Here is a 12,688-nt window from a genome sequence, read left to right on the forward strand (position 1 = left end):
TCAGAGGATCTCTTCGAGGAGGGCGACGGCGTCGGCGACCAAGCCTTCGCACTTCGTCTCGTGGAGCTTCAGCTCGCTCGCTTTCCGGCTTCCTTCCGGCGTGCCGATCTCGCAGCCGAGGAGGTCCCGGCACCTGACCGCTCCATGCCGCGAGCCGAACCGGGCGATGAGCTCCCGGACGAGGGCGTAGGTCTTTTCTTTGGCCGCCGCGTCCTCCGGCCGGACGCGGCCGTACTTGAGGCCGACGGCCAGGAACGCCCCGGTCAGGGCGCCGCACCAGTCGCCGCCGGCGGCGATGCCGCCGCCGAAGGGCTGGGACAGCCGCAAGGCCGTCTCCCGGTCGAGCCCCTGGTCCTCGGCGAAAGCGGCGAAGACCGACTGGGAGCAGCTGAAGCCGCGGCGGAACAGGCAGAGGGCGACCTCCGATCTGCTCATGATCTTCGTCCTTTCGGCAGGCCGCCGTCGAGCATCTCCCGGGCGATCTGACGGGAGGCCTCGGTCAGGCGGCTGCCGGCGACGAGCCGGGCGATCTCCTCGATCCGCTCCTCGCGTCCCAGCCGGCGCACTCCGGTGAATGTCCGCTCCTTCTCGACCCGCTTGTCGACGCTGAAGTGATGGGCCGCGGCCGAGGCGATCTGGGGCAGGTGGGTGATGCAGATGACCTGGTGGCGGGCGGCCAGCTGGTCGAGCTTGCGGGCGATGAACTCGGCCGTTTTGCCGCCGATCCCGGCGTCGACCTCGTCGAAGATGAGGGTCTGTTGCCCCTCCCGGTCCTTGCCCGCGGCCTTGAGGGCCAGCATCATCCGCGACAGCTCGCCGCCGGAGGCGATGCGCCGCAGGGGCCGCAGGTCCTCGCCGGGATTGGGCGAGAGGAGGAATTCGGCGTCCTCGGCGCCCTGGTCCCGGATGGTCGACGGGTCCTCGAGCGAGGGGGTCCGCGTCTCGAGCCGGACTTCGAAGCGGGCCTTGGCCATGCCCAGCAGGCCGATCTCCTTTTCGATGGTCCGGCCGAGCCTGTCGGCGGCCTTCTTCCGCTCGGCGCCCAGGAGGGCCGCCGTCCGGGCGTACTCGTCGAACTTCGAGCCGATCGCGGCCTCGAGCTCCTGGAGCCGCTCCTGGCCGGATTCGAGCCCGGCCCGCTCGCGGCGCAGGCTCTCGCCGTGGGCCAGGACCGCTTCGACCGAGCCGCCGTACTTGCGCTTGAGCTTCTCGATGACGCTCAGCCGCTCTTCGACCTCCTCGGCGTTATCCGGCGCCCCGGCCCTCCGGTCGCGGAAGCGGACGAGCAAGTCGGCGGCGTCCTGCAGGAGGATGGCGGCGTCCTGGAGGCCGGGCCGGAACTCGCCGAAGGACTCCTCGTAGGCGGCCAGGTCGGCCAGGACCGACTTCAGCCGGGCCAGGCGGGGGACGAGCGAGTCTTCGCCGGTGTAGGCTAGGTCGAGGGCCTTGTCGACGAGGCCGGCGATCTTCTCGGCGTTCCGCAGGATCTCGCGCTCGCGCAGGAGGGCGTCGTCCTCGCCGGGCTTGAGCCCGGCCGCCTCGATCTCCTTGAGCTGGTAAGCGATGAAGTCCAGCCGTTGCTCGCGCTCCTTCTCCCGGCCCTGGAGCTCGCGCTGCTCCTGGAGCAGGCGCCGCAGCTCCTGGGCCGTCCGGGCCGCGTCCCGGACGAGGCCGGGCGCGCCGAGGGTCTCGTCGAGGTAGGCCAGGTGGTTCTCCAGGTGGAGCAGGAAGATGTGGTCGTTCTGGCCGTAGATATCGATTAGCTGCGGGCCGAGCTCGCGCAGCCGCCGGACCGGGACAAGGACCCCGTTGACGAAGGCCTTGCCCGAGCCCTGGTCGGTGACCGAGCGCTGGACGAGGAGCTCGCCGTCCTCGGGCTCGGGCAAGCCGGCCAGGTCGAGGGGCAGGCCGGTCACATCGAAGACGGCCTCGACGAAGGCCTCGGCCTTGCCGGTGCGGACGAGGTCGGGCGAGCCCTTCTCGCCGAGGATCAGGCGGATGGCGTCGATGATGATCGATTTGCCCGCGCCGGTCTCGCCCGTCAGGATGGAGAAGCCGGGCTCGAGCGGGACCTCGAGCTCCTCGATCGTGGCCAGGTTCCTGACCCGCAGCAGCTTGATCATATCGGCCGGGCCCTAGTGGAGGATGTACGGGACGAGGGCCCGCTCCATGTTGATCCGGCCGTAGCCGGCGCGGTCGTCGCGGCCCGGCAGGGTCGCCTTGTTGATGTCGTCGGCCGTGTAGCGGATGATCTGCATGATCTGGTCGGCCGTCAGGTCGGGCTTGGCGCTCTTGAGCAGGGCGGCCATGCCGGCGACGTTCGGGGAGGCGGCCGAGGTCCCGGAGGCGAAGAGATAAGGCTCATAGCCCTGGCCGACGTACGACTGCGGGGCCGGGCCGAGGATCCAGACGCCGGGCGCGGCGACGTCCATCTGGGGGCCGTAGTTCGAGAAATCGGCGATCTGGTCGTTGTAGTCGCTGGCGGCCACGGCCAGGACATAGTCGTCGTAGGCGGCGGGGTAGAGGACCCCGGCCAGCCCGTCGTTGCCGGCGGCGGCGACGATGACGACGCCCTTGTCGTGCGCGTAGCGGCAGGCCTCCTCGAGGAACGGGTCGTCGATATCCCCGCCCAGGCTGAGGTTGATGACGTCGGCCCCGTGGTCGGCGGCCCAGGTGATGCCGTCGATGATCCAGCTGTAGTAGCCGTTGCCCTGGGCGTCCATGACCTTGACCGGCAGGACCCGGCAGTTCCAGGCGACGCCGGCGATGCCGACGGCGTTGTTCGTGTCCGCGGCCGCGACCCCGGCGACAAAGGTGCCGTGCCAGTGATCGTCGGAAGCCTCGTCGTCATCGTTGACGAAATCGTGCCCGTAGCCGGCCAGCTTGGCGGCGAGGTCGGGGTGGGAGAAGTCGACCCCCGTGTCGATGACGGCGATGACCGTTCCGTCGTCGCCCTTGGCCTGGTCCCAGGCCTTCACGGCCTTGATGTCGGCGCCGGAGGTCATCTGCGGCTGGATGCCCGGAGCGATGTCCAGGATGCCGCCGAGGTTGCGGAGGTTGTACTGGTAGCCGGCGAAATAGGGATCGTTGGGGAAATCGGCCAGGCGGGTCCGGTAGTCGGGCCGGGCCATGGCCACGTCGCCGTTGCGGCGGAGCATGGCCAGGGTCTCGGGGACCGAGACGCCCGGCGCGGTCCTGACGCTGTAGACGCCGATCCCGGCGATGCGGTGGACGGCGGGGAAGCCGTAGGACCGCAGCAGCCCGTCGGCGTAATCCCCGGAAACCTCCGGGCGGAAGCTGACGAGGACGCGGTCGGTCGCGTAGCGAAGAAGGCGGCGGCGGAAGATCTGGCGTTCGGCCCGCAGGCTGGTCCGGGCCTGCCGCACCGGGGTCAGGGGGAGGCGCTTCGGAAAACGGGGCCAGGCGGAATCGCTGGCGCCCAGGGCGGCGCAAAGGACGGCGAGGAGCGCGAGGGCGGTCCTGGCGAGATTCCTGGGCGTCTTGGTCATGGTCATCTCCTTCCCCTAGAACGCGCAGGCGAGGCCGGCGGAGAAAAGCCCGTCCAGGCCGCCCGGACGGGGCGAAACGCCGGCCTTGGCCCGCAGGGACAGCCGGCCGGTCAGGGCGACGTCCGCGCCCAGCGCGGCGCTGAACGAGAGATCGCCGGCATGCTTGGCCTCGCTCCCGGCCAGGTCCCCGATGGTCTCGGCCATCTTGAACGCGGCCCTGAGCCAGCGGGCCTGGACCTCGAGGTAGGGGGCGGCCCTCCTGAGCTTCCTGTATGTCAGCCGCGGCCCGGCCGCAACCTCCAGCCAGCTCGATCTCCCCTCGGCGCCGCCCTCGACCATGAAGCCTTCGAGGGGCCAGGTTTTCGACATCCCGAATGAATAGACGATCCGGCCCGTCCCGCCGATCTCAAAGCCCGAGAATCCGGCCAGGGGGGCGACGACCTCGGCGCCGAAGGCCAACCCCAGGAGAGGTGCGGCGTCGTATTCGAGGCTGATCGGCAGGCCGGAGAAGGTCAGGCCGCGGAAGTCCGTCAGGACCGCCCCGGCGCTGAGGCTCAGGACGGCGCCCTTGGTCAGGACGAGATCGGCCCGGGCGGAGATGAGCTGGCCCCCGATCCTGGACGACGCGGCGTCGCCCTTCCAGACGACCGTGCGCGCCAGGTTCTCGTAGGTCAGGCCGACGGCGATCGACTTGACGTTCGGCTCGGCGGCCGCGGCCGCGCCGGCGACGAGGGCGGCAGCCGCCCACAGCCCCAGAACGGCACCCAGGCGCCTGCTCCGCTCCCCCATGAAGATCCTCCCCGACCCCCGCCGGGGGATCAGCCCGTCTTGACTTTCGGCTTGGGCGTCTCGGCTTTGAGCCGAGGGATATCGGCCAGCCGCTTGGTCGCGGTCTTGGCCAGCTTGTCCCCGGGATAGTCAGTCACCACCTTGGTGAAGTAGGGGAACGCTTGGTCGAATTGCCGGATCATGAAATAGCAGTCGCCGAGGTAGAAGTAGACCTTGGCCAGGCCGGTATAGTCCGGGTACTTGCTCATGACCTCGGACAGCCGGCTGATCGCGGCGCGGTAGGCGCGGCGCCGGTGGTAGCTCAGGGCGATCTCCGTCTCGTGCCCGGCCAGGCGCTCCTCGCACTCCTTGATCTTTGCCTGGGCCTCCTTGGCCTGGTCGCTGGCGGGATAGTCCGCGATGACCTTCTTGAATTCCGCCAGGGCCTGGATCGTCTTGGACGGGTCCCGGCCGGGCTTCAGCATCTTCCTGTAGAAGGTCATGGCGATCTGGTACTGGCTGTAGGCCGCCGACGGCGAATACGGGTAGCTGCGGATGAACTCCCTGTACTCGGCCGCGGCCAGGATCATGTTGCTCTCGTCGCCCTTCCGGAAGTAGGCGTCGGCGATCAGGAGCTTGGCCCGCTGGGCGTAGAAGCTCTTGGGGAAGGAGTCGATGACCTGGCGGAGGTAGAGCAGGGCTTTCTCCGTGTCCTTCTTGACGTATTGTTCGCCCAGCCGGTACAGGGCCTCGTCGGAGGAGGCCAGGTCGGGGGCCAGCGCGATCTGCTTCTTGTGGCAGCCCGTCGCCAGGATCGAGAGGGCCAGGATGGCGAGCAGCGCCGCGAGCGTGGTCTTGGGAGAGCGTTTTGTCATGAGGCTTTCCTAGCGATGTCTTTCAAAGTCCGGATGGCCGCGGCCGGGTCCGGCGCGTCGTAGACGGCCGAGCCGGCGACGACGATCCCGCACCCGTCCCGGATGATGTCCCCGGCGTTGTCGAGCTTGATCCCGCCGTCGACCTCGATGGGAACGGCCAGGCCCAGCTCCCGGACGCGGTCACGGAGCCGGCGGATCTTGTCCCGGCAGGAGGGGATGAAGGATTGGCCGCCCCAGCCGGGATCGACCGACATGATCAGGACGTAGTCGGCCTCGGCCAGGACCTCCTCGATCGCACCGATCGGGGTGGCCGGGTTGAGCGCGACGCCGGCCCTGCGCCCGAGGGAGCGGATGAGCGACAGGTCCTTGTGCAGGTGGGCCGTGGCCTCGACGTGGAGGGAGATCCAGTCGGCCCCGGCCTCGTGGAACAGGGGCACGAAGGCGCGGGGCTCCTCGACCATCAGATGGACGTCGATGGGCAGGCGCGTCTCGCGCCGGATGGCCGCGACGAGCTGGGGGCCCAGGGTCAGGTTGGGCACGAAATGCCCGTCCATGATGTCGACATGGACGAGGTCGGCCCCGGCGTTCTCGGCCAGGCGGACGGCCTCGCCGAGGCGGGAGAAGTCGGCCGACAGGATGGACGGGGCGATGAGGACCATCAGCGGCTGACCTCGAAGGAGATGCGGTTGCGCTTCTGGATGCGGTAGCCGTTGGCCGGCTCCTGCTTGACGATGAGGCCGGCGGCGGCCCCCGGATAATAGACGTAGCGGATGTCGGCGACCTTGAAGCCCCGGGCGTCGAGGCCGGCGATGACGCCGTCGGCCTTCCGGCCGATGAGGTCGGGCATGACGTAGCGGTCGTCGACGTCGCCCTGGCTGAGCAGGAGGCCGATGGCGGAGCCCCGCTCGACGACGCTCCCCGGGGCGGGTTCCTGATCCAGGATCCGGCCCGCTGGCAGGCGGGGCGAATGGACCTGGCTGAGCCGGCCCTTGGTCAGGCCGGCCGCCTGCAGCAGGGACAGGGCCTCGTCCAGGCTCTTGGAGGCGAGCTCGGGCACGGTCACGGTGCCGCTGCCGGAGCTGGTGTAGACCTGGACGGGAGTGGTGATGCGGATCTTCGAGCCGGCGGCGGGCTCCTGGCGGACGATGAGCCCCCGCTCGACGCGGTCGCTGGGCTCGCTGCCCTTTTGGGCCATGCTCAGGTCCTTCTTCTTGAGCTCGGCCCGGGCCTGGGCCGAGCTCCGGCCAGTGACGTCGGGCACGGAGACGACCTCGCTCTTGAGCAGGACCTGGGAGAAGATGACGGCGCTCAGGAAGAACAGGATGAGGAAAAGGAGCGTGCCGACGGCCGCGTTATAAAGGAATTTGTTCGCCATGTGCTGTGGTCACGCTCGGGATCGCGGGATTATTATTAGCATAGTTTCCGAACCAAGTAAACGAGCGGCGCGTTGCGCCGGCCCCGGGCCGGGCGATATAATGGCGCTTTCGGAGGAGCGAACATGGACATCACCTATTCAGACTTCCGCAGCGACACGGTCACCAGGCCCACGGACAGGATGAGGCGGGCCATGGCCGAGGCCGTGGTCGGCGACGACGTGCTCGGCGACGACCCGACCGTCCAGGAGCTCGAGCGGCTGGCCGCCGCGACCATGGGCAAGGAAGCGGCGCTGTTCTGCCCGTCCGGGACCATGGCCAACTCGATCGCCGTCAAGATGTGGACGAGCGCCCTCGAGGAGGTCATCGTCGAGGAGCGGTCGCATATCTACAACATGGAATCGACCCACATGACCTTCATCTCCGGGGTGACGCCGCGGCCGGTGCGGTCGGCCCGCGGGGCCATGGACCCCGCTGACGTCGTCGCCGCCATCCGCAGGCCCAACGTCCACACCCCGCAGACGACCCTCATCTGCCTCGAGAACACCCACAACAATTGGGGCGGAGCGGTCATCCCGCTGGCGAACTTCAAGGCCATGCGCCGGATCGCCGATGAGCACGGGCTCAAGGTCCATCTCGACGGGGCCCGGATCTTCAACGCCAGCGTCGCCTCCGGCGTCCCGGTCCGGGAGTTCGCGGACCAGGTCGACTCCCTCCAGTTCTGCCTGTCCAAGGGCCTGTCGGCGCCCGTGGGGTCGATGCTCGCGGGGCCCCGGGAGAGGATCGAATTCGGCCGTCGGCTGCGCAAGGCCTTTGGCGGCGGCATGCGCCAGGCCGGCGTGCTGGCCGCGCCCGGCATCATCGCCCTGACCGAGATGGTCGACCGGCTCGCGGACGATCACGCCCGGGCCAAGCGGCTGGCCGCGGGGATCAGCGGCCTGCCTGGAGTCCGGCTCGATCCCGGAACGGTCGAGACCGACATCGTCATTTTCGGCTTCTACCATCCGAAGCTCAGCGTCGAGGCGATGCTGGCGAAGATGAAGGACAAGGGCATCCTGGCCCTGTCCGTCGCCGGCGGCATCCGCCTGGTCACCCACAAGGACGTCGGCGACGAGGACGTCGACCGGGCGATCAGGGTTTTCAAGGAGATCCTGGCCTAAACCGCGGAGGGGCCGGCAGGGAGCGGAGTCATCGAAGCGACCATCAGAAGCATGGCGGAGCGACTCGGAGCCATGCTTCTGGGAAATATCGGAAGAAAGCGCTTTCCTGAGATATTTCTCAGAATCCCGGCCTCGAGTGCTCGGCCGTGATTCTGACCTCCGCTCCCCGGAGTCCGCTCCGCGCCGGTCCTGGGCAAAGCCGAAGAGAGGGACTCTCCCGGAATCGGGAGAAGAGCCTTATAATGGCCTCATGACCGGGCCGGTCGTCCGCGAGATCGAGGCCAAGTCCATCCTCAACGCCTCGAAGATCTACGATTACTGCGTCAATCCGTACACCGGCTGCCAGGTCGGCTGCGCCTACTGCTACGCGGCCCTGTTCATGCGGCGCTACAGCGGGCACAGCGAGCCCTGGGGCGACTTCGTGGACGCCAAGATCAACGCGCCGTCGTTGCTGGCCCGGCAGATCGTCAAGGCCAGGCGGGGCACGATCTGGTTCGCCTCGGTCTGCGATCCCTATCAGCCGCTGGAAGAGCGATATGCCCTGACCCGGCGCTCGCTCGAGGTCCTCGCCGGCCGGGAATTCCCGGTCGTGATCCAGACCAAGTCCGCCCGCGTCCGGCGGGACCTCGACGTCATCAGGCGCATCCCCGACGTCGAGGTCGGATTCAGCGTCGCCAGCGACGACGAGACGATCATCCGGGCCTTCGAACGGATGTCGTCGCCGGTCGGGGAGAGGATCGAGGTGCTGAAGGAGTTCAAGGCCGCCGGGATCCCCACCTTCGCCTTCGCCGGGCCGCTCCTGCCCGGCAACCCCGAGCGGCTGGCGGCGCTCCTCGACGGGGCGGTCAGCCATGTCCTCATCGACCGGATGAACTATGTCCCCGCCGTGAAAGCCGCGTATGCCCGTCTCGGGCTCCTCGAGGCGTTGACGGATGCCTTCTTCCGGACCCAGGCGGAGCGCCTGTCCAAGGCCCTCCAGGCCCGGGGCATCGGGGTCAGGAAGGTGTTCTAGACGCGGCTCAGGCCTTGTGCGGGGCGGCCAGCCTTTCCGCCACGATCTCCGCGATGTCCTTGACGGCGATATCCTCCCGGCCCCCGTCTTTCAGCCCGTCGCGGAGCATGGTCAGGCAGAAGGGGCAGGCCGCGGCCGCCAGCGGCGCGCCGGAGGCGGCGATCTCGTCCGTGCGCAGGCGGTTGATCCGCGTTCCCAGCGATTCCTCGGTCCACATCAGCCCGCCGCCGGCGCCGCAGCAGAAGCTGTCGTCGCCGTGCCGCTTCAGCTCGCGCGGCCCGGCGCCGAGGGCCGCGCGCAGGACCCGCCGCGGCTCTTCGACCAGGCCGTTATGGCGGCCGAGATAGCAGGGATCGTGGAAGGTGTAGGGTCCGGCCGCGGTCGGGGCGAGCGCGAGCCGTCCCTCGTCGATCAGCCGGGCGATGAGCTCGGCGTGGGAGACGACCTCGATCAACCGGAGCCCGGCCTTGTCCTCGTCCGCGAGGTCCGGGACGATGTCGAGCAGCCTGGGATATTCGTGCTTGAGCGTGTTATAGCCGTGCGGGCAGATGGTGACGATCTTCTTCACGCCGTAGCGCTTGAACAGGGCGATGTTCTCCGCGGCCAGGCTCTGGAAAAGATACTCGTTTCCGAGCCGGCGGGCCGAGTCGCCGCAGCACTTCTCTTCGGCCCCGAGCGTGCCGAACTTGACCCCGGCCGCCCGGAGGACCTTGACGAACGAGGAGGCGATGGCTTTCCCGCCGTCGTCGTAGGAGCCCAGGCAGCCGACCCAGAAAAGATATTCGGCGTCCGGGACGTCCTTGATGGGCCGGACCCCGAGCGGCTCGCCCCATTCAGCGCGCTTGGCGAAGCCGATGCCCCAGGGATTGGAGTTCGTCTCCATGTTGCGGAAGAAGGCATTGAGCTCCTGGGGGAACTTGCTCTGCATGAGGACCTGGCTGCGGCGGGCGCCGACGATCTTGCGGATGTGCTCGATCTCGACCGGGCAGACCTTCATGCAGGCGCCGCAGGTCGTGCAGGTCCAGATCTCGCCCTCGGTGAACACGGCCGGGACGAGGCCGGGGAGATCGTCGCGCTTCCTGGCGACGAGGGCCTTGTCGCCGGCGAGCAGGGCCTTCTCCATGTTGAAGAGGATCATCTTGGGCGACAGGGGCTTGCCGCTGGCGAAGGCCGGGCAGGCGTCCTGGCAGCGGCCGCACTCCATGCAGGCGAAGGCGTCGAGGTCGTCCTTCCAGGTGAAATCCGGGAGCTTTTCGACGCCAAAGACCTCGGACTTCTCGAGATCGAGGGCCGCCAGCTCGCCGCTCGGCGTCGACCGGCGGAAGAAGACGTTGAACGGGCCGGCGAACATGTGCAGGTACTTGGAGCGGGGGACATAGGCGATGAAGGAGTAGACGGCGACGACGTGGGCCCACCAGGCCGCCTTGAAGTGCGAGGCGATCGAGGCCTGGCTCAGGCCCGAGCGGCCGATCATCCCGGCCAGCCAGGGCCCGAGGAACGACCACCGCGCCGTCTCGGGACGGGCGGCGACCGAAAAGGCCTCGAAATAGAGGAAGGTCGCCGTGGCCGCGGTGATCAGGAGATAGATGATCGCGGAATCGCCGCGGGTCGTGGCGTAGGCCTTGGGCCGGAGGACGAAGCGCCGGAAGGCCAGGAAGACGACTCCGGCCATGACCGTGCACGCGGCGACGTCGATGAGCGACGAGAAGAAGAGCCCGAACGCCGTCCGGCCGAAGAGATAGAAGCCGTCGAAGAAGCCTTCGAGCGTGTGGCTGACCGTCATGGTGTCGAAGGTCAGGGCGCCGTAGAAGATGCCGGCGTGCATCAGGCCGGTGAAGACCCGCTCGCTGCGCAGGGTGCAGCGCTGGAACAGGACCCTGCCGACGGCGCGCCGGAACCGCTTCCAGAGGTCCCGGAACCGGTCCTCCGGCGCGCCGGCCAGGACGATCCGGACCCGGCGGACGATAGGGACGAAGAAGGCCGCCGCCGTCGCGACGATCAGCAGGGCGAATACGTACTTTTCCGGCGTCGATAACATGCGCGGTCTCCTTCTCTCTCGCCGCGGCCCCTTTTTACAGATTTTCGGGGACGCCGTCAAATCCGGCGCTTCGGCGAAGGCCGGGGCCGGCGGCGGCGCCGGGGGAAGCCTGACCGGTCGCCTTTGACTCGATATTTCCGAGGTGTTATAAAAGTCTATTCTGCGCGGGGCCGGGCCCCGCCGAGGAGACCTTCATGAACGTTCTCGTCGTGCTGCTCGTCGCCGCGGCCATCTTCGCCCTGGCCGGGCGGTTCTATTCCCGGTTCGTGGCCCGCCGCCTGGGAGAGGACCCCGGCCACCCGACCCCGGCCGTGACCTTCAACGACGGCCACGACTATGTCCCGACCAAGCGCTTCGTCGTTTTCGCCCACCATTTCTCGGCCATCGCCGGCGCCGGCCCGATCCTCGGCCCGACCATGGCCATCCTCTACGGCTTCGGCCCGGCCTGGCTCTGGGTCGTCTTCGGCGGCGTGTTCATCGGCGCCGTCCACGACTACACGAGCCTCTTCATCAGCATGCGCGAGGGCGGCAAGTCCATGGCCGAGGTGGCCCGCAAGACCCTCGGCAACTCGGGCTTCAAGCTGTTCATCGCCTTCACCATCGTCATGATCGTCCTGGTGACCTCGTCCTTCCTGAGCGCCACCTCGATCTCCCTGACCTCGGTCTGGCCGCTGGCCAAGATCGGCGTCAAGGAGGGCCAGACCTTCCTCAAGACGGTCGTCCGGGACGGCGTCGTCATGGGCCGCATCGGCGGCATCGCCTCGATGTCGGTCATCGTCATCACCCTCTGCTCGCCGCTCCTCGGCTTCCTGCTCTTCAAGAAGAACCTCAAGACCGTCCCGGCCTATCTCCTGGCCTCGGTCATCTGCGTCGGCTCGGTCCTCCTGGGCATCGCCTATCCCGTCACCCTGGCCCCGACGACCTGGATGCTGATCATCTCGGGCTACGTTCTCATCGCGGCCGGCGTGCCGGTCTGGCTCATCCTCCAGCCCCGCGACTTCATCAACGTCCAGATCCTCTACGGCGGCATCGGCCTGATGATCGTGTCGCTCTTCAGCTGCGGCTTCCAGGGGCTGAAGGTGTCCATGCCGACGTTCAATCTCGCCGAAGGCTCGCTGAACCTTGGCTTCGTCTGGCCGATGATGTTCATCACCATAGCCTGTGGCGCCATCTCGGGCTTCCACTGCCTGGTCGCCGGCGGGACGACCACCAAGCAGCTGTCCAAGGAGACCGACGCCCGGGTCGTCGGCTATGACGGCATGCTGCTCGAGTCGCTTCTCTCGGTCTGCGTCCTCCTGACCCTGGGCGCGGTCATGGCCTTCTCCGACTACAAGGCCATCGTCTGGCCGACCGACCCGGCGGTGAAGTCCAATCCCATCCTGGGCTTCTCGCTGGCCGCCGGGCGGCTCTTCCACCAGGGCCTGGGCATCCCGGTCGCGCTGGGCACGGTCTTCGGCATCCTGCTCGTCGAGGGCTTCGTCATCACCACGCTCGACGCGGCCGTGCGGCTCAACCGCTACCTGTTCGAGGAGCTGTGGGCCATCATCATCAGGAAGGTGCCGCGGCTGCTCAAGCACTTCTGGTTCAACTCCGGCCTGGCCGTCGCGCTCATGTGGGTGCTGGCCTATTCGAACGCCTTCAACTCCCTCTGGCCCATCTTCGGCACGGCCAACCAGCTTCTGGCGGCCATGGCCCTGCTGACGGTCTCGGCCTGGCTCCTGCTGCGCAAGCGCCGGAACTGGTTCACGCTCGTCCCGGCCGCCTTCATGGTCGTGACCACGCTGGTAGCGCTCGGCATCCTGCTGGCCGGGTATCTCAAGCAGGGCAACTGCATCCTGATCGCCGCCGACCTGCTGCTCTTCGCCTTGTCGGCCGGCGTCGTCGTCCTGTTCCTGAAAACATTCCTTAAAAAGCGGAGCGCGTCCGGCGGCGAGCCGGCCGCGGCCTGATCGG

At 68.2% G+C, this 12,688-nt stretch carries 11 protein-coding genes; 3 read left to right on the top strand and 8 right to left on the bottom strand.

Annotation, left to right across the window (positions count from 1 at the left end; all coding sequences use genetic code 11):
- Genes ABFD52_07675 through ABFD52_07705 form a run of 7 tightly spaced genes read right to left on the bottom strand, consistent with a single transcriptional unit; the run spans position 1 to position 6,527 of the window.
- Positions 1-435 (bottom strand): C-GCAxxG-C-C family protein, encoded by a 435-nt coding sequence (locus ABFD52_07675; protein ID MEN6560637.1) that lies wholly within the window; start codon positions 433-435, stop codon positions 1-3.
- On the bottom strand, positions 432-2,123 hold the full coding sequence (gene recN, locus ABFD52_07680) for a DNA repair protein RecN (protein MEN6560638.1): 1,692 nt from the start codon (positions 2,121-2,123) through the stop codon (positions 432-434). Before recN ends, ABFD52_07675 begins: the two co-directional genes overlap by 4 nt.
- 12 nt (positions 2,124-2,135) lie before the next feature.
- Positions 2,136-3,509, bottom strand: coding sequence for a S8 family peptidase (locus ABFD52_07685; GenBank protein ID MEN6560639.1), 1,374 nt, complete (start codon positions 3,507-3,509; stop codon positions 2,136-2,138).
- 15 nt (positions 3,510-3,524) lie between these two features.
- A complete protein-coding gene (locus ABFD52_07690; protein ID MEN6560640.1) occupies positions 3,525-4,298 on the bottom strand; it encodes a hypothetical protein in 774 nt (257 codons plus the stop codon).
- 29 nt (positions 4,299-4,327) lie between these two features.
- On the bottom strand, positions 4,328-5,152 hold the full coding sequence (gene bamD, locus ABFD52_07695; GenBank protein ID MEN6560641.1) for an outer membrane protein assembly factor BamD: 825 nt from the start codon (positions 5,150-5,152) through the stop codon (positions 4,328-4,330).
- On the bottom strand, positions 5,149-5,811 hold the full coding sequence (gene rpe / locus ABFD52_07700; protein MEN6560642.1) for a ribulose-phosphate 3-epimerase: 663 nt from the start codon (positions 5,809-5,811) through the stop codon (positions 5,149-5,151). Before rpe ends, bamD begins: the two co-directional genes overlap by 4 nt.
- Positions 5,811-6,527 carry a PASTA domain-containing protein gene (locus tag ABFD52_07705; GenBank protein ID MEN6560643.1) on the bottom strand — a complete coding sequence of 239 codons (717 nt, stop codon included), beginning with the start codon at positions 6,525-6,527 and terminating at the stop codon, positions 5,811-5,813. Before ABFD52_07705 ends, rpe begins: the two co-directional genes overlap by 1 nt.
- Before the next feature lie 123 nt (positions 6,528-6,650).
- Between ABFD52_07705 and ABFD52_07710 the strand changes: the two genes are divergently transcribed.
- Positions 6,651-7,685, top strand: coding sequence for a GntG family PLP-dependent aldolase (locus ABFD52_07710; GenBank protein MEN6560644.1), 1,035 nt, complete (start codon positions 6,651-6,653; stop codon positions 7,683-7,685).
- Between the two features lie 250 nt (positions 7,686-7,935).
- Positions 7,936-8,697 (top strand): radical SAM protein, encoded by a 762-nt coding sequence (locus ABFD52_07715; protein MEN6560645.1) that lies wholly within the window; start codon positions 7,936-7,938, stop codon positions 8,695-8,697.
- Between the two features lie 7 nt (positions 8,698-8,704).
- Here the strand turns inward: ABFD52_07715 and ABFD52_07720 are convergent, their stop codons facing one another.
- Positions 8,705-10,735 carry a heterodisulfide reductase-related iron-sulfur binding cluster gene (locus ABFD52_07720; protein ID MEN6560646.1) on the bottom strand — a complete coding sequence of 677 codons (2,031 nt, stop codon included), beginning with the start codon at positions 10,733-10,735 and terminating at the stop codon, positions 8,705-8,707.
- A 194-nt stretch (positions 10,736-10,929) separates the two neighbouring features.
- Between ABFD52_07720 and ABFD52_07725 the strand changes: the two genes are divergently transcribed.
- Positions 10,930-12,684, top strand: coding sequence for a carbon starvation CstA family protein (locus ABFD52_07725; protein ID MEN6560647.1), 1,755 nt, complete (start codon positions 10,930-10,932; stop codon positions 12,682-12,684).
- Positions 12,685-12,688: the final 4 nt, after the last annotated feature.

Source organism: Acidobacteriota bacterium (assembly GCA_039683095.1).
GTDB lineage: Bacteria > Acidobacteriota > Aminicenantia > Aminicenantales > Saccharicenantaceae > RBG-16-66-30.